The 18,954-nt window shown below is 36.8% G+C and carries 14 protein-coding genes and 1 riboswitch; of the genes, 8 read left to right on the top strand and 6 right to left on the bottom strand.

All coding sequences use genetic code 11. The features are described from left to right. Positions 1-6 precede the first annotated feature (6 nt). Together crcB and JK139_RS05160 are read right to left on the bottom strand one after the other, a co-directional pair. A complete protein-coding gene (crcB, locus tag JK139_RS05165; RefSeq protein WP_218330703.1) occupies positions 7-375 on the bottom strand; it encodes a fluoride efflux transporter CrcB in 369 nt (122 codons plus the stop codon). 20 nt (positions 376-395) lie between these two features. Next, entirely contained in the window at positions 396-2,111 is a 1,716-nt protein-coding gene (locus JK139_RS05160) for a DUF190 domain-containing protein (protein ID WP_218330702.1), read from the bottom strand. 40 nt (positions 2,112-2,151) lie between these two features. Continuing rightward, positions 2,152-2,218: riboswitch (Fluoride riboswitch) on the bottom strand. Positions 2,219-2,367: 149 nt separating this feature from the next. Here JK139_RS05160 and JK139_RS05155 point away from each other — a divergent pair. From JK139_RS05155 to JK139_RS05145, 3 genes are read left to right on the top strand one after another with little or no spacing between them, the layout of a single operon-like run. Next, positions 2,368-2,700, top strand: a complete 333-nt coding sequence (locus tag JK139_RS05155; protein ID WP_218330701.1) for an ArsR/SmtB family transcription factor — start codon at positions 2,368-2,370, stop codon at positions 2,698-2,700. 19 nt (positions 2,701-2,719) lie between these two features. Next, positions 2,720-3,562, top strand: coding sequence for an arsenite methyltransferase (locus tag JK139_RS05150; protein WP_218330700.1), 843 nt, complete (start codon positions 2,720-2,722; stop codon positions 3,560-3,562). A gap of 21 nt (positions 3,563-3,583) precedes the next feature. Beyond that, positions 3,584-4,195, top strand: coding sequence for a low molecular weight phosphatase family protein (locus tag JK139_RS05145; protein ID WP_218330699.1), 612 nt, complete (start codon positions 3,584-3,586; stop codon positions 4,193-4,195). 85 nt (positions 4,196-4,280) lie between these two features. On the opposite strand, the gene JK139_RS05140 is transcribed toward JK139_RS05145, so the two are convergent. Both JK139_RS05140 and JK139_RS05135 read right to left on the bottom strand, forming a co-directional pair. Continuing rightward, entirely contained in the window at positions 4,281-5,255 is a 975-nt protein-coding gene (locus JK139_RS05140) for an ROK family protein (RefSeq protein ID WP_074420457.1), read from the bottom strand. 32 nt (positions 5,256-5,287) lie between these two features. Continuing rightward, positions 5,288-6,901, bottom strand: coding sequence for an MFS transporter (locus tag JK139_RS05135; RefSeq protein WP_218330698.1), 1,614 nt, complete (start codon positions 6,899-6,901; stop codon positions 5,288-5,290). 147 nt (positions 6,902-7,048) lie between these two features. On the opposite strand from JK139_RS05135, the gene JK139_RS05130 reads away from it, so the two are divergent. The 4 genes from JK139_RS05130 to JK139_RS05115 all read left to right on the top strand — a co-directional run bounded on the left by JK139_RS05130 (position 7,049) and on the right by JK139_RS05115 (position 13,128). Next, complete coding sequence (locus JK139_RS05130) at positions 7,049-8,464, top strand: glycogen synthase (RefSeq protein WP_218330697.1); 1,416 nt, start codon at positions 7,049-7,051, stop codon at positions 8,462-8,464. A gap of 55 nt (positions 8,465-8,519) precedes the next feature. Then, the gene (locus JK139_RS05125; protein WP_074420454.1) at positions 8,520-9,803 is read left to right on the top strand and encodes a glucose-1-phosphate adenylyltransferase; all 1,284 of its coding nucleotides are present in this window, start codon (positions 8,520-8,522) and stop codon (positions 9,801-9,803) included. A 90-nt stretch (positions 9,804-9,893) separates the two neighbouring features. Continuing rightward, on the top strand, positions 9,894-11,249 hold the full coding sequence (locus JK139_RS05120; RefSeq protein ID WP_218330696.1) for an SLC45 family MFS transporter: 1,356 nt from the start codon (positions 9,894-9,896) through the stop codon (positions 11,247-11,249). 22 nt (positions 11,250-11,271) lie between these two features. After that, positions 11,272-13,128: a glycoside hydrolase family 13 protein gene (locus JK139_RS05115; protein ID WP_218330695.1), complete on the top strand. Its 1,857-nt coding sequence runs from the start codon at positions 11,272-11,274 to the stop codon at positions 13,126-13,128. Positions 13,129-13,182: 54 nt separating this feature from the next. Here the strand turns inward: JK139_RS05115 and JK139_RS05110 are convergent, their stop codons facing one another. Both JK139_RS05110 and JK139_RS05105 read right to left on the bottom strand, forming a co-directional pair. Next, complete coding sequence (locus tag JK139_RS05110; protein WP_218330694.1) at positions 13,183-13,923, bottom strand: GLPGLI family protein; 741 nt, start codon at positions 13,921-13,923, stop codon at positions 13,183-13,185. A 60-nt stretch (positions 13,924-13,983) separates the two neighbouring features. After that, positions 13,984-16,746, bottom strand: a complete 2,763-nt coding sequence (locus JK139_RS05105; RefSeq protein WP_218330693.1) for an outer membrane beta-barrel family protein — start codon at positions 16,744-16,746, stop codon at positions 13,984-13,986. Positions 16,747-16,858: 112 nt separating this feature from the next. Here JK139_RS05105 and glgB point away from each other — a divergent pair, with 112 nt between their 5' ends. Then, a complete protein-coding gene (gene glgB, locus JK139_RS05100; RefSeq protein ID WP_228733126.1) occupies positions 16,859-18,883 on the top strand; it encodes a 1,4-alpha-glucan branching protein GlgB in 2,025 nt (674 codons plus the stop codon). Positions 18,884-18,954 lie beyond the last annotated feature (71 nt).

The following is an 18,954-nucleotide window of genomic DNA, read 5'->3' as shown; positions in this document are numbered from 1 at the left end:
TTAAAATTACCGAATTAAAGTAGTTCCTCCAAATGTGGCTAGTATACCGATTGTTAAACTTAATAATGCATACAGAAAAAAGTAAAATAAATTACCCTGTCTGATTAAGCTGATACTTTCATAAGAAAAACTTGAGAATGTTGTAAAGCCACCGCAAAAACCGGTAATCAGTAACAGGCGCCATTCTAAAGTTAGCCAAGTGTATTTATTAGCAATACCATAAAGCAGGCCGATGATAAAACATCCCAAAATGTTCACTAAAAAAGTTCCCATTGGGAAACTGAATGAGCCAATTTTGTTCACCATTACCTGGCCCAGGTAGCGTAAAATACTACCCACTGCACCACCTAAAGCTATAATCAGCAAGTTCTTCATAATCATGAAATTGAAACAGATTAATCAATGTCCCAAAATTCAACTTCTTTGTAAATTACAATTTTTGATTGTAACAGGTCTTTGTGTTTCAGGAAAAAATTTTCTAATTTTTCTTTTTTGTCAATTAATTCCACACACATGGCCAGTTTTGAATTATCGCCTTCAGCACTAAAAGTTATAATATTACCATCTGTGCTAAAGCTGGTATGGGTACTATGTGCCGATGCATTGATAATACCATCTTTTTTTGCCTCAGCTACAATATGCATGTAGGCCGATTTTGGAAATAATTTTCTGAATAAGGTTCTGTCACCATGTCTTACTTTGTGGGCCGGCTCAATGTAAATCTCTAATTTTCCAAGAGAGTGGCTCTTGATTTTTTTTAACCATTGTTTTCTTTTTTTAATACGTTTATCTCTTACATCGTGTAAGGTTTTATCTGTATAGTGTTGTAAATTTCCTACTTTAGAAACTGCTACTCTTTGTGCATGGTAAATGCCTGAATGGCCGCTGAAATAATAGGCAGTAAAGCAGGCAACGGCATAGTATATTACATTTTCGCCGCCAAATAATTCAATGCCCATAAATGTACAGGCAATTGGCGTATTGGTAGCTCCGGCAAATACGGCAATAAAGCCCAATCCGGCCATTAAATCAATAGGGGCACCTGTAATAACACCCAGTGTATTACCCAATGCAGCTCCTATAAAAAACAGAGGAGTTACCTCACCACCTTTAAAACCCATTCCTAAGGTAATAGCAGTAAACAATAATTTCCAAAACCAACTAAAATAGGTGGCACCTCCTTCATGAAAACTGCTGATGATGCTTACCCCATTTTTGTTGGGGTTGGTTACTCCTAAACTTAAATAATCCTGCGTTCCAATAATATAGCTAAGTGTAATAATGATCAGGCCGCCTGCTACCGGAATCATCCATTTTTGTTTTATCCATTTATTGCTGTAATTTTTAATTGTATGTGCTGTTTCAGCAAAAGCAAAACCGGCTAATCCAAATAAAATACCAGCTCCAATTACTTTGAATAGCAGCAATAAATCGAAGTGAACATATTTAAAGTAAGTTTTATCTATTGAAGCAAACAGAATATGGTATTGGGTATGATGAATGCCCCAGGCGCCACAGGTAATATCGGCAAGAAAACTGGCAATAAAGCAAGGCAGTAGTGCATCATGTTTAATGCGGCCTAATGCTAATACTTCTAATGCAAAAATTGCACCTGTAATGGGTGTGCCAAATACGGCACCAAAACCGGCTGCAACACCGGAAGTGAGTAACATTCTTACATCTTCTCTCGTTAATTTGAATTGCCTTGCAAAGAAATTTGCCAAACTGCCACCCACCTGCACGGCAGTACCTTCACGACCGGCTGAGCCGCCAAAAAGATGTGTGATGATGGTGGCAACAATAACCAATGGTGCCATTCTTGCCGGTACGCCACCGCCGGGTTCATGAATTTCATCCATAATTAAATTATTACCGCCCTCTGCATTTTTACCGGAAAATTGATACAAAAAATGAATGGCAACACCTGCAACAGGTAATAACCATAGGAGCCAGAGATGTGTGTAGCGGAAATGAATGGCTTTATCCAACAGCCATAAAAACCATGCAACCAAAGTACCTACCGAGAGGGAAACCGGGATTACAAACAGTGTCCATTGAATCAGGTGTGAGACAATAAATACGTGCTCAAAAGAATTTTTTATTCGCTTCATTCCTACAAATTAATGAATCTTTAAAAATATTTTCGAATCTTAATTTGTAGGCGCCATCATCCCTTTTATCGGGCAGTTAATCGGTGGACACCATCACCCTTGTAAATATGCTGCAAAGATACAATGCAATTGTGTCAGAAAAAAATGGAATAATCATTTTTCTTATTTCTAATTTCATTCTAATTTTTTTGAAATGTATAATTTGTTTATTCTTTTATTTAATCGTAATATTGCGATATTATTTTAAACACTATCAATGGGCATTTCAAAAATAGAATTATTTACTAAGCAGCAAAATGAAATTGCTGCAATAGCCAAAGCATTGAGCCATCCTGCACGTATTGCTATTATTCAGGCTTTATTAAAAAAGAATTCCTGTGTTTGTGGCGATTTGGTAGAAGAAACCGGTCTAGCGCAATCTACTACATCACAGCATTTAAAAGAATTAAGAAATGTGGGTATTATTCAAGGTACTGTGGAAGGCGTGAATGTATGTTATTGTATTGATTTAAAAACTTGGGCAAAGTATAGCGATTTATTTGCTAAATTTTTTGCTGCAGCATCCGATTTAAAAGACCAATGTTGTTGATTATAAAAATTAAAATAATATGAAAACTGATAATGAATTGAAAGAATTGGTAAGGCAAAAATACAGTGAAATTGCTTTGCAGGATAAAGCTACTAATGCCGCTTCCTGTTGCGGTGCCGGAGGCTGTTCAACTGAAGTGTACAACATAATGAGTGATGATTATACTACTTTAGAAGGATATACTTCTGATGCTGATTTAGGTTTGGGATGTGGCTTGCCTACGCAATTTGCACAAATTAAACCCGGCAATACTGTTATTGATTTGGGAAGCGGTGCTGGTAATGATTGTTTTGTTGCAAGAGCAGCCACTGGTGTTTCAGGAAAAGTAATTGGGATTGATTTTACACCTGCTATGATTGAAAAAGCACGTGCCAATGCTGAAAAATTAGGTTTCAACAATGTAGAATTCAGACAGGGCGATATTGAACAAATGCCCGTTACTGCCAATGTTGCCGATGTAGTAGTAAGCAATTGTGTATTGAATTTAGTACCCAATAAAGATGGTGTGTTTAAAGAAATTTTCCGGGTGTTGAAACCGGGTGGCCATTTTAGTATTTCTGATGTGGTATTGGTAGGAAATCTGCCTGAAGCATTACGTAAGGATGCTGAAATGTATGCAGGCTGTGTATCTGGTGCTATTCAGAAAGATGTTTATTTGGAATTGATACGGGTAAATGGATTTGAAAATATTACCATTCAAAAAGAAAAACCAATCATCATACCCGATGATATTTTATTAAATTATTTAACTCCGCAAGAAATAGCAACCTTTAAAAATGGCACTACCGGTATATTTAGTATTACTGTATTTGCACAGAAGCAGGAACAAACCGCCGGCTGTTGTGCGCCGGGTTGTTGCTAATTGAATTTGTAAATTTTATTTATGTATACTGCTATTCAGTCTTATTGCGAAACATTAACGCAACAATTCCATTCTATTGCTGCAGAAAGAAAACCATTGCTTTCAAAAATCTGCGATTACATGTTGCAGCAACGTGCTGCCGGTAAATCGGTAAATCTGGTGTATATCTGTACCCATAATTCACGCCGAAGCCATTTTGGACAGGTTTGGGCAGCTACAGCTGCTGAATATTATGGCATACCCAATATCCATACTTTTTCGGGTGGAACAGAGGCAACTGCTTTTAATATCAATGCCATTCATGCGTTAGAAAAAGTGGGGTTTATCATTCATTCAGATGGTCAACCAAACAATCCGGTTTACAAAGTTTGTTATGGTGAAGAAGCATGTACAACCTGTTTTTCTAAAGTGTATAACCATCCTTCTAATCCAAAAGATAACTTTCTAGCGATCATGACTTGTGGTGAGGCAGAGACCAACTGTCCGTTTATACCGGGAGCTACCGGTAGAGTGGCTACCACCTATGAAGATCCTAAATTATATGATGGTACCCCTGAACAAGATGCAGCTTATGATGCTCGTTGCCGTCAAATTGCATTAGAAACATTGTATGTTTTTTCGCTGGTAAAATAGTGTAGTATTGAAACAACAATGGGATATCGTTGTGTTTAATGATATCCCATTGAATTAAAACAAAAGCCTTTTTACAACATTACTATTACATATCCCAAACCAAGGCAGATGCACCCAAAATGGCAGCATCTGATTCGTTAAGGTGACTCACCAAAATTTTTACTTTGTTTTGGAATACCTGAATCAGGTTTTCTTCCATATGTTTTTTAGTAGGGCTTAAAATTAAATCGCCGGCTTTGGTAAGTCCACCGAACAATATAATCGCTTCAGGGCTGGAGAACATAATGAAATTTGCCAATGCCATTCCTAAAATTTTACCGGTAAATTCAAAAATTTCCTGAGCCAATCTATCACCTGCAATAGCGGCTTCATAAACTTTTTTAGAATCTATTTTTTCTTTCGGAATTTTTCTTAAAACACTTTCTCTTTTACTATTGGCCAACAATTCATGTGCAGTGGTAGTAACGCCGGTGGCTGATGCATAACTTTCCAAAGACCCCTTTTTGCCGGTACCCGGATGGTATCTGCCATCGGGAATGATGGTGGTATGACCTAATTCACCTGCAAAACCATCGTGACCATAAATGAGTTTACCATTGGCCACAATACCACTGCCCACACCGGTACCCAAAGTAATCATAATAAAATCTTTCATTCCTTTGGCAGCGCCATACATCATTTCGCCTAACGCAGCAGCATTGGCGTCGTTGGTTAATACTACCGGCAACTTAAATTCATCCTGAACCAATTTTGCCATTGGCAAAATACCTTTCCAGGGTAAATTAGGCGCATATTCTACTGTGCCGGTGTAATAGTTGCCATTAGGAGCACCTACACCAATACCTTTAATACGGCCAATGCCTCCTGCTTTTTCAATAAGCGGAGCTAAATTTTGTTGCAGGTCTGCAATAAAAGTTTCAATTTCAGTGTGTTTCTTTGTGCTGATTTCTGATGAAAACAAAACATTTCCCAAACGGTCAACAATACCAAATTTAGTTCCGGTACCGCCAATATCTATACCAATGGCCAATGAATCAAGTGTGGAAGTTGAGGTTGACATGAATAATACTTTTGAAAAATTATAATTATAGATTAATGACCTGATGCCACTTGTGAATCAAAGTCTAATCCCTGTGCTTTTAAAACAGATTTTAATTTAATAGCCAAAAATGCTAATGCAGCAAAACAGCATGCGGCAACAATATAGGAAGGATGCATACCAAAGGCATCACCCAATGCCCCTTGAAATGGAGGAATGACCGCTCCCCCTAAAATCATCATAATTAAAAAGGCAGAACCCTGGCTGGTATATTTGCCCAATCCGGCAACACCCAGCGAAAAAATACAAGGCCACATAATCGAACAACACAATCCGCCAAATATAATGGCATACACAGATACAATGCCTGATAATGTAGTGCCAATAATCATAGAAATGGTTCCTAATACTGCCAGTGTTAATAAGGTTTTTGCAGGTTTTTCCTGTCCGTAAAAAAATGCGGCAATGGCAATAACTATACAAATAGTATAGGGTAATAATTCCATAATATCATTTCCATATAAATGGTTTACAAACAACACAACGCCAAATGCAATAAAGGGTACAACAATTGTGGCAATTTTTTTACCCATGTTCGATAAATTAAATACCCCAATAGCACCTGTCCATCTTCCAATCATTAAACTACCCCAGTATAACGAAACAAATTTTGAAATTTTACTTTCATCTAAACCAATTTGTGTTAAGTAACCCGGGGTTTTTAATAAAGCACCAAAATTATTATCAATAGTAACTTCTGTTCCTACATATATAAAAATTCCTATCATGCCATATACCAATTGCGGATATTTCATGGCGCCCCATCCTTCATTATTTTTTATGGCTTTGTTGTTTGAATAAAATAAGGTAAAGAAAACAACGAATAAGGTTACAATCAGTAATGGTAATTTTTCAATGTTGGTTAACTGCCCTACAATAATGATGGCAATAATTAATCCGGTAAGAATCATTAAAGATTTAGATGCATTTTTTGAAGCTTCAAACTTTGCTTCATTTTTGCCGTCGGGTAATTTTTTTGAAAGTGCAAAAAATAGTGCCACTGCTAAAAATACGCCGGCTACTATTAAATATAAATTATTGATATTGGTTACAGTTACATTCTCAATGGCTGTTCCAACTGAGCCAAACAGAAAAAAGCTGACAATAATGGGGCCCAGTGTGGTTCCAAAAGAGTTGACACCACCGGTAAGATTTAAGCGGTGCGAGCCTGTGGCCGGGTCACCCAATGCAATGGCGAAAGGCTGTGCTGCAGTTTGTTGCAATGAAAATCCTAAGGCCACTACAAAAAAAGAAACCAATATTGCAGGAAATGAGTTTGCATTGGCAGAAGGTATAATGGCCAATGCGCCTACAACGGAAATGAGTAGTCCGTAAATGATGCCTTTTTTATATCCAATCTTGTTTAAGATATCGTACCCCACCATGCTGGAGATAAGGTACAACAACAATGAGCCAATAAAATAAGCGCCATAAAACGATGAACCAATAAGCTGTGATTCAAATTGCGAAAGATGAAAATGACTTTTACAAAAAGGAATAAAAATGCTGTTAGAGGCAGCAATAAATCCCCAGAAAAAAAATACCAATGCCAATGAGGCCAGGGCACTTCCATTTGTTTTAATTTTTGGAGCGTCAGGTTGGTTCATAACAATCGTTAAATAAGTTTTTAAAAAATGGGTTGCTAATTATGGCTGTAAAGTAAGATACATTTTGTAATCCTTAAAAAATTAATTGAAAATATGCATTAGTATCTATTTCATTCTTAACTTCAAGCAGATAATTAATTGATTGCTATGGAAATAATTCATGTAAGTGCAGAATGCTATCCCGTTGCAAAGGCTGGTGGATTGGGCGATGTGGTTGGGGCATTGCCAAAATACCAAAATAAAGCCGGGCATCATGCCAAAGTGGTAATGCCTATGCACCGTACCAAATTCTTATATGAAAACAGCTGGGAGGTTGATGCAAAAGGATATTTAGCCATTGGCGGACATTATTATAATTACACCATTATAAAGGAAGCTACCCATAAATTAGGTTTTGATTTATATTTAGTTGACATCAATGGTTTATTAGATCGAGATAAAATTTATGGTTATGATGATGACAGTTACCGTTATCTCGCCTTTCAAATTGCCATTTTAAACTGGTTGAGTTCCTGGGAACACCGGCCCGATATTATCCATTGCCACGACCACCATACCGGGCTTATTCCTTTTATGATTAAAAATTGTTTTGATTATCGAAAACTCCAATCAGTGCCTACTATACTTACCATTCATAATGCACAATACCAGGGTTGGATGGGGTGGGACAAAAGCCATTGGTTACCTGCTTATGATAGTTGGAAATGGGGTGATTTAGATTGGAATAATACCATCAACCCATTGGCAAGTGGCATAAAATGTGCATGGAAAGTTACCACCGTAAGCTGGAGCTATTTAAATGAATTAAAATACAATAGTAATGGTTTGGAAGCCTTGTTTGAATATGAAAAAGGGAAATGTATTGGCATTTTAAATGGAATAGATAATGATGTTTGGAACCCCGATACCGATACCTATTTAAAACATCATTATAACGTAAAAACGGTTGATAAAGGAAAAGAAAAAAACAAACAGGCACTTTGTAAGCAATTTGGTTTAAATGAGGCAGTTCCATTGGTTATATTTATTGGAAGATTAGTAGGAGAAAAAGCCGCCGATATTTTGCCTGAAAGTATCAAGGTTATTTTACATGGTATGAAAGATTCAGTTGCTTTCTTAATTGTTGGTACCGGCGATACAGCCATTGAATGGCAGTTGAGTATGATGAATAATTTATATCCGGGATATTATCATGCAGTAATTGGCTATAATGAAGCCTTATCGCATGAAATGTATGCCGGTGGCGATTTTTTACTCATGCCCAGTAGGGTAGAACCCTGTGGTTTAAACCAAATGTATGCCATGCGTTATGGTACTGTGCCCATGGTGCGCAGTACGGGTGGCTTGCAGGATACGGTAATTGATATGGGCGATTGGGAAGGATTTGGCATTCGTTTTAATCATGCCAGTATTCACGATATTTATTATTCTATAAGCCGTGCTGTAGGCGTGTATCAGGATAAAGTGCAACTATCGCTTATGCGCAAAACAATGATGAATATTGATCATAGTTGGGATAAAACTGTGAATGAATACATTATGGTATACCAATCTGTTTTGTAATGTTTTAGAATACTCAATTTTATATACATTCATCTAACCTTAAATATTGAATTTTATGTCAACGCTTAGTCAGTCTGTAGTAGCCGTTATTTTAGGAGGCGGTGCAGGTACCCGGTTATATCCACTCACTGCATCCCGCTCAAAACCTGCGGTACCTATTGCAGGAAAATATCGGTTGGTAGATATACCTATTAGTAATTGTATTAATTCCAATATCAACCGCATGTTTGTATTAACACAATTTAATTCAGCATCGTTGAATAAACATATCAAAAACACCTACCATTTTAGTGCTTTCAGTACAGGGTTTGTAGATATACTGGCTGCAGAACAAACACCCGATAATCCGGGATGGTTTCAGGGTACAGCCGATGCGGTACGCCAATCGCTACGCCATATTGATAATTTAGAATTTGATTACATATTAATTTTAAGTGGTGATCAATTATACCAAATGGATTTTGATGCCATGATTGCAGCGCATAAAGCCAAAGAAGCTGATATTACTATTGCTACCATTCCGGTTCCTGCACGAGAAGCATCAGAGTTTGGAATCATGAAAACCGATGAAACAAACTGTATTACTTCATTTATAGAAAAGCCGAAACCGGCATTATTGGGTGAATGGATTAGTGATACAGGGGCAGAGATGCAACAACAGGGGCGTGTTTATCTAGCCTCAATGGGTATTTATATTTTTAATAAGCAGGTGTTATACAATTTGTTGAAAGAAGTATATCCTGAAGCCACTGATTTTGGAAAAGAAATTATGCCACAATCTATTGCAAAATATAATGTTTTGAGTTTTCAGTATGATGGATATTGGACAGATATTGGAAATATTTATTCCTTTTTTGAAGCTAATTTGGCGCTTACAGAAGAAATTCCATTGTTTAATTTGTTCGACAATAGCAGAATTATTTATACCCGTGCCCGGATGTTGCCACCTGCAAAAATCAGTGGTACCACTTTAGAAAAAACCATTATTTCAGATGGCTCCATCATTTTAGCCAGTAGAATGGAAAAATGTGTGGTAGGTATTCGGGCTAGAATTGGGCATGGTTCAACTATTGTAAATGCGTACATAATGGGTAATGATTATTATGAAACCTTAGAAGTGATGGCAGAAAATGTTAGTAAAGGCATTCCGAAAATTGGTATTGGAGAAAGATGCTATATTAAAAATGCCATTATTGATAAAAACTGCCGTATTGGTAATGATGTACGCATAAATGGGGGTAGCCACTTAGATAATACGGATCATCCTTTATATACCATTAAAGATGGTATTGTGGTTGTAAAAAAAGGCGCCATTTTACCCGATGGTTTTGTAATATAATTGTATGTTTGAAAAACATCTTTTTAACAAGATGTTTTTTTGCTATTTTTATATTTGTGTAAAAAATACATATTAATTTAAACGATTGTCATGCCAAGTGCCCAGACCCCTGCTACTTCCAATTCTGTCTCCTCAAGCAAACCCCGATTGCGTTTTTGGCAAATATGGAATATCAGTTTCGGATTTTTAGGTGTACAAATTGGATATTCTTTGCAAAATGCCAATACCAGCCGCATACTTTCTGCTATTGGTGCCGATCCGCACCATTTAAGTTTGTTTTGGTTAGCCGCACCTTTAGCCGGTTTTTTTGTACAGCCGATAGTGGGCTTATCCAGCGATAAAACCTGGACTCGTTTGGGCCGAAGAATTCCATTTATTTTAGGTGGGGCTATTGTTTCGGCAATGGCGATGTTTTTTATGCCCAATTCTGAGCATTTTGCCGAATTGTTGCCGCCGCTCTTTTTTGGGGCTACCATGCTATTGTTAATGGATACTTCTTTTAATGTAACCATGCAGCCTTTTCGTGCATTGGTGAGTGATATGGTTTCTGAAAGCCAACGTAACGAGGGTTATGCTATCCAAAGCTTTTTAATTAATGCAGGTGCTGTTCTTGGATCGTTGCTTCCTTTTATTTTAACTACATTAGGCGTTGCCAATGAGCCGGGCCCCGGACAGAAAGTGGCCCCTACCGTTATCTGGTCGTTTTATTTTGGTGGCGGTGCATTGTTGTTAAGTGTTTTATGGACATCGCTTCGTACAAAAGAATATCCTCCTGCAGAATATGCCCAATACAACAATATTGATGAAAATGAAAATAAAGAAAAAGTTAGTTTTCTAACCTTAATTAAAAACATTCCGGCTACCATGCTGCAATTGGCTGTAACGCAATTCTTTTCCTGGTTTTCGCTTTTTTTAATGTGGGTGTACACTACACAGGGTATTGCACAACATATCTGGCAAACCACTAATCCGGAATCGAAGGAATACAATGAAGCCGGAAACTGGACAGGTGTAATTTTTGCAGCCTACAGTGTATTTGCTGCTTTATACTCGCTGATACTCACTCCATTGGCGAACCGCTTTGGCAGAAAAAATACTTACATGCTTTCATTAATGGCCGGTGGAATTGGTTTAATATCTATGATGTTTATAACCGATAAGTATTGGCTTTTACTGCCTATGTTGGGTGTAGGCATTGCATGGGCTGCTATTTTGGCTTTGCCTTATGCAATTTTATCTGCTTCATTACCTGCCAGACAAACCGGTGTTTACATGGGAATTTTTAATGTTACCATTACTGTGCCGCAAATTGCTGCCGGCTTATTGGGTGGTATTGCACTTACAGCGTTGGGAGAAAAACCCATCCATGTAATTGGACTGGCAGGTGTTTCTATGATATTGGCCGGCATCTTCGCAAAAACTGTCATTAAAACAACAAATTCCTGATTGATTTTAAAATTATACTGTTATGCTCAAAAACAATTTATGGTATTTCGTTCTCTTCGTTCTATTTGTTCCTTCAGTAGTCTGCGCACAGGATGCAGCTGTTTATCCATCCAACTGGTGGGTAGGCATGCAGCAGCATCAAATTCAATTGCTCATTAAAAGTGCTACGCCCGATGCCATTGCAACCGGTCAAATTCAAATCAATTATCCGGGTGTACAATTGTTGAAAGTACATCCATTAGATAATAAAACATATGTAGCAGTTGATATTAATATTACCGAAGCAGCTAAACCCGGTATGGTACCTATCGTTTTTTGGGCGGGCAATTCAAAACAAACGCTTCAATGGCCATTGTATGCCAGAAGAAAGGGTAACGGTACACAGTTTGCGCAAGGTGTAAATGCCGCCGATTTTATTTATCTGGCTATACCAGACCGTTTTAGTAATGGCGATACCACCAATGACCGAATTCCGGGCATGCGCGACCAATCATTGAATCGCGATTCTATTTATTTAAGGCATGGTGGCGACTTTCAGGGAATCATCAACCATTTGGATTATTTAAAAAATATAGGAGTAACTGCATTATGGCTTACACCGGTTATTGAAAATGATGAACCTAACAGAACCGAGCATGGTTATGCTTTTACCAATCATTATAAAATAGAACCCAGATTAGGTGGAGAAAAAATGTACCTTAAACTGAGTGATGAACTACACAAACGAGGTATGAAATTAATTCAGGATGCAGTGTACAACCATGTAGGCAGTAAAAACATCTTTTTCTTAGATCCACCAACTAAAGACTGGTTTCATCAATGGCCAAAATTTACCCAAACATCGTATAAAGATCAACCATTATACGATCCTTATGCAGCTGCTATCGATAAAAAAATTACCAGCGATGGATGGTTTACAGAAAAAATGCCCGATTTAAATCAAAACAATCCTTATGTAGCCAATTTCTTAATTCAACATGCCATTTGGAGTGTTGAAAAATTTGGCGTTGATGGCTGGCGGATTGACACTTACATTTATAATGATTTAAATTTCATGAACCGTTGTAATGCAGCTTTGGAAAAAGAATTTCCAAAAATTACCATGTTTGGCGAAACATGGGTGCATGGGGTATCCAGTCAGGCCTATTTTGTTGATAATAAAATTCAAATACCTTTTAAAAGTAATTTACAGGGTGCAACCGATTTTCAAATGTTATTTGATGGTATTTTACCCGCAGTGAATCAGCCTTTTGGCTGGACGGAAGGTGTAAACCGATTGTACAGCACACTGGCAAAAGATTTTTTATATACAAACCCCATGCGGAATGTGATTTTTTTAGACAATCATGATTTGTCCCGTTTTTTTTCAGTAGTGAAAGAAGATGTTGCCAAACAAAAAATGGGTATTGCCTGGTTGTTAACCTGCCGGGGAATACCGGAAATGTATTATGGTACTGAAGTACTCATGAAAGGATTTACCAATCCGGATGGATGGGTGCGTTTAGATTTCCCGGGTGGATGGAAAGGAGATAAGAAGAATGCATTTACCGGAGAAGGACTTTCAAAAGAGGAATTAGAGGTACAGCAATATACCAGAACGCTGGCAAATTTCAGGAAAACATCACCTGCAATAACATCAGGTAAGTTAATGCAATATGTGCCGAAAGATGGGTTATATGTGTACTTCAGATATACACCCAACCAAACCATTATGTGTGTAATGAATACCAATGAAAAATCTCAAAAAATAAAATTCAGTAATTATGCGGAACGCACGGCGGGTTTTACAAAAGGGATTGATGTAACAAATGGTAGTACTGTTGAAAGTAATTTTGAAGTAATGCCAAAAACTTTGATGGTTATTGAATTGAAAAAATAATTCATGATTTTTTTCCAATCATTGCCCGGAAGCAAAAATTGCTTGCGGGCAATTTTATAATAATGCATTCCAAACATATTTAGGGCCTGATTTTCCCCAGTCACTCATCCCTTTATTCAGATCCTTTTGCAGGTTCAGCCAATTGGTTATTTTACCTTTTAATTTAGGTTCAGCAATACTGCCAGCAGGTTCAGTTAATTCTAATTTAGTGGCAAACCAGGTAGTATACAATCGTGGTATGGCTAAGCCTAAAATTAAACCTGGTAATCCGCTAAAACTTTCCGGGCCACTGCTCACCGGAATTTGATCGGTATAAAATGCAACAACATATACTGAATCGCAAATTTTAGTAACCGCTTTTTTACATTCAAATCCGGCAATATCTCTGGTTTCGCCGGTAATACGCCATTCTAATTGTCGTAGCGTATCTTGTAAAAAATAGGTCTGTTCAAAAACATCGCGCTGCATATCTATTCTGTTTTTGGATAAATCTTTCCATATCTTATCATTCTCAGAGGGCTTCATGCCAAAAATATATTTGGTATCATCATTTTCTTTTATGAGTTGGAATAGGCTATAATTTTTATTAAAGTTTAGTACATAATCGTTCACCACTATTTTAGGCATATTTTTTTTCATCAGCTGTGCCCATTCATTATCATTATCCATATCTAATAGCTGGTATTGGTTTACCCGTTTTTCATAATATACTTTTCCTGCATATATAAAATTGACTTGTGCAGATACCTGTATTGCCAATAGCAGGAGTATAAAAAAAGAAAGGATGTTTTTCATAAATATTTTCGTCTGGTTATTTTTATTGTTGATTCAATACAGTTGATGCAACCTATTTTTTTACTGAGCGGGTTTACCATTTTTATTAAAATTATAAGCAAGACTCAGCAAAAAATATCGTTGAATAGTTTGTTGCGTGGTCTGCGCAATAAAGTTACTGCTGATATTTCTGTTGATACCTTTATTTTGATTCAGCAAATCATTCACAGAAAATTTTAGCTCCCAGTTATCATTTTTGGTAAATGTTTTTTTGAGGGATGCGTTTACCAGATACACATCTGCATTGCCGGTAAACACACTTGTTTTTTGATAGATGGTGATATTACTGTTTGCTTCAAAATATAACTTAGCCGGTAGTTTGGCAGTGAAGTTAATGTATGGTGTGTATGTCCAGTAACGGGTAATAATGTTAGGGCTGATGGATGAACGGGAATAGTTCCTGGTAAAATCGGCATTTACATAAAAATTTACTTTCTTAGCGCTCCATCTGCCAAAATAAACCCCAATATTTATATTTCGGTTGTCGTTAATATTTTTTTCACCGTTAATAAAATTGATATACCGATTTATGCCCGGTGTACTGCTGAATCCGGCAATCCATGTAGGTACTATTTCAAAACTATAGAACATAAAAATATTGCCACTATAGTTTCCGTTTACATTTACCGCCTGATTCACTCTTCGGCCTGAACTATCTACCACACTTGATGAGCTGATGGCATTGTTTGTTAAATTAAAATTTCCACTAATGTAAATATTTCTGCTTTTTAAAACTTTAAAATCTGATACTGATAATTGAAAGCGATGATTGAATTCCTGTTTTAAATTGGGGTTGCCAATATTAATATTTAAAGGATCGGTATTGTCAACGAATGGCTGAATTTGAATCAGGGTAGGGTTTCGGATAGAACCCGTATAGGTTAAACTTATTTTTCTTTGTGCTTTAGGAGTAAAGTTGATGGCCGCTGTGGGCAAAAAATTGGTGAACTGAATAGTACGATGGGTATTTTGCAATATATCATTTAAATTGAATGTAGTTATACCTATACCGGAACCTGCAAAAAAATTAAATTTCTTTGCATTGTACCGGAAAGTGGCGCCGCCAGACTGGCTATTGATGTTGTATTTAAAATGATTGGTCAGCGAATCAACACCAATATCATATTTCCCATTAATACTATCTTTTGCAAAGGTGTTTCTTTGCGCATCATTACCTGAAAAGCCAAAACGATAATTGAGTTCTAAAAATGTTTTTTTCCATAATGGTTCTGTGTACACCAATTTACCATCTACCCCGGAAAGATTTTCATTGTTGGTTTTATACTGATCAATATTTTGTGCCGTTGATAAAAAACCGGTTTTGTCATAAAAGCTGTTTTGTGCTATTAAAAAGCCGGTATTATTTCTGCCTGAAAAATTGAGATTTCCATTAAAAGAGATGGTACGTCCAGCTTTTTTAAATTTTTTTCGCCAGAAAAAATTACTTAAAAAATTATTTTCAGTACCATCTAATGTAGTGGTTCTATCGGTTTGATTGATAATTTGTCCTTCCTGGCTAATTGACTGGCCGGTGTACAGGTTATTGTCGTTCTTTTTAATCTGCGAACCCGTTAATGTAACTTTTAATGAACTGGTTGAATCTATCTGCCATTCATACACAGCATTCATCCGATGCCTTTGCCGGGTGTTGTCGGCATTTTGTTGCACTTTATTAATAAAAGTAGTATCAGGTAAAATATACTGTGTAATGGAATTGGTTTGACCAATGATATTTAAATGATTGAACTGATAAGTGCCATTAATGTTTTGTTTGTCTTCATTCCATTTATTTCCATAAGTAGCACCTGCAGAGGTTGAATTAGGCAAGCCGGAGCCGTTGCTAAACTCATCACTCATTTGGCTAATCCAAATACTGCCATCATCCTGCACATCGGTAGTTCTGTTTAAGTCATTACCATAATTACTTTTTTCGTTCCAGTTTAATGATTCGTAACGTGTGTTATCATTGGTAACATAAGCTGCAAATTTTCGTTTCTTTTGAAAGGAGTTCACCATGGCTTTTTCATAATGATATTGCGTGGCATCGCTTGCGGCTTCTACTTTTCCAAAATAGCCTTTCTTTTTATCTTCTTTTAAAGTTAAATTAATGGTTTTGGTTTTTTCTCCATCATCAATACCCGAAAAAACGGCTTGTTCACTTTTTTTATCGTAAACCTGCACTTTGTCTACATAATCTGCTCTTAAATTTTGTGTTACAACTGCAGGGTCATCACTAAAAAACTCTTCCCCATCCACCAATACTTTTCTAACCCGTTCACCTTGTGCCGTTATTTCACCCTTGGCATTTACCTGAATGCCGGGTAATCGTTTTAAAAGATCTTGTACATTCGCGTTGGGGCCGGTATGAAAACTATCCGCCTTAAATTCGGTAGTATCACCTTTTATTTTTATGGCAGCAACCCGTTGTTGCACAATCACTTCCTGCAGTAAATGGGCTTTTGTTTCTAAATAAATATTGCCTAAATCAATAAGGATTTGTCCCGGTTTTATAAACAGTGTATCAATAAAATCAGCATAATTCGGATACGACACCATTACAATACTTTTTACGGCAGGTATTGCATTCATTTCAAAGCTTCCATTTTTATGTGTACGGGTAAAATGCAGTAAAACAGAATCATTGGCTCTTAAAACTGCAACAACTGCATTGGATAATGTGATATGTGCAGTAGTATCGGAAATAGTTCCTTTAATACGGATGGTTTGTGCAGCCGAATGCAATGAAACAAATAGCAAAATGGATATTGGCAAAAATTTTCTCATAAGCACTGTTCATGTTAATAACTTCAATTCATTTTAAAAGCATAAATTGTAGTCCGGAATACGCAGGTTAAACAAAGGTTAGTTATTTTTAATATTCGACAAAATAAGTAATATGTCTAATTCTACAAAAAAAAATATTAAAAATGGAGGCAATAACCAAAATTTGGTTGGTGTTGTTGCTTTAAAAGCCGGATTAATGCCACCCTATGAAACGGTTCAATTCGTTGATACACAGCGTTCAGTGTGGAATTATTCACTTTTTACAGAAGATGATATTGTCAATTTTCAACAGGGAACACATTATTGTTTATATCATTTATTCGGCAATAAACAAATTGAAGTATCCGGTACAAAGGGTACTTATTTTGCTGTTTGGGCACCTAATGCAACGTATGTTAGTGTAATTGGATATTTTAATCAGTGGGATAAAACAGCGCATCCTTTAATGGTACGGTTAGATCATTCCGGTATTTGGGAGGGGTTTATACCACATGTGGAAGCGGGCGAAGCCTATAAATACCACATCATTGGTTACCAGAGTTTAGCATTAGATAAAGGAGATCCGTTTGCGCATTATTGGGAAAAAAGGCCATTTACAGCATCTATTGCCTGGCAAACCGATTATAACTGGGGGGATGCCGAATGGATGAAAAGCAGAAAAGAAAAAAACAGTTTAACTGCACCCATATCTGTATATGAAATGCATTTGGCCAGTTGGATGCGTCCCGATAAAAACAATGAAGAAATATACAATTCTTATGATCAAATTGCAGAACGTTTGGTGCCGTATTTAAAAGAAATGGGGTTTACACATGTTGAGTTTATGCCTGTTATGGAACATCCATTTGATGGAAGCTGGGGGTATCAGGGTACCGGTTATTTTGCACCTACTTCACGCTTTGGCAACCCGCAGGAGTTTGCCCATTTAATTGACGCATTGCATCAGGCAGGTATTGGTGTTTTTTTAGATTGGGTACCTTCTCATTTTCCTTATGATGCACATGGTCTGTTTTTGTTTGATGGAACACATACCTATGAGTATGCAGACATGCGCAAAGGTTATCATCCCGATTGGAGCTCCTATATCTTTAATTACAAACGTGGTGAAGTAAAAAGTTTTTTGATTAGTAATGCCAGATTTTGGTGTGATGCATTTCATGCAGATGGCTTACGTGTTGATGCGGTAAGTTCCATTCTTCGATTGGATTACAGTAGAAACGAAGGTCAATGGGAACCCAATGAATTTGGAGGAAATGGTAATATAGAAGCCATTGCCTTTGTAAAAGATTTAAATGAAACATTGTATCGTGATTTTCCGGATATTCAAACCATTGCCGAAGAGGCAACAGACTGGCCAAAAATCAGCAAACCAACCTTTGAAGGGGGTTTGGGATTTGGAATGAAATGGATGATGGGATGGATGCACGATACTTTAGACTATTTTAAAGTTGATCCTATTTTTAGATCTGCACTACAGGATAAATTTACATTCAGCATGATGTATTTTTATGACGAAAATTTTATGCTTCCTCTTAGTCACGATGAAGTGGTGCATGGCAAAAGCCCCATGATTTATAAAATGCCGGGCGATGAATGGCAAAAATTTGCCAACCTAAGAGTACTCTATGTATACATGTTTACCCATCCCGGTGCGAAATTATTATTTATGGGCAATGAATTTGGCGTAACCAATGAATGGAACTATAAAAGTGAATTGCAATGGGAATTGTTACAATATGCGCCTCATCTGGGTTTGCAAAAATGTGTACAGCAGCTCAATCAATTATACAAAACAGAACCTGCCTTGTATGAATTACAATTTTCATCTGAAGGGTTTGAGTGGGTTGATTTAAATCACAGGTCAGAATGTATCATGGCTTTTAAACGAAAAGGAAAAAAGGCTGCTGATGATTTGCTGATTCTACTCAATATGACGCCGGTGGTGCATCATAACTGGGAAGTACATGTATATGGCAAACAAGCATGGAAAGAAATTTTTAATAGTGATAATAAAGCATTTTATGGCACCGGCGATATACAAAATACAAGTATTGTAGGCGAAAAAGTGTATATAGATGAAGAATGGTATCGTATAAAAGTACATTTACCGGCACTTTCTGCCATAGTGTTAAAATAACCTTGACTGAATCCTCAAAAGCAATCAATTCAATCGTTTTTTAACAGGATTTGTGCAGTGAATTGAAAATT

Origin of the sequence: Hydrotalea lipotrueae (genome assembly GCF_019249625.1) — a bacterium.
Classification (GTDB): Bacteria; Bacteroidota; Bacteroidia; order Chitinophagales; family Chitinophagaceae; genus Hydrotalea; species Hydrotalea flava.
This window is presented reverse-complemented; position numbering and strand designations above follow the sequence as displayed.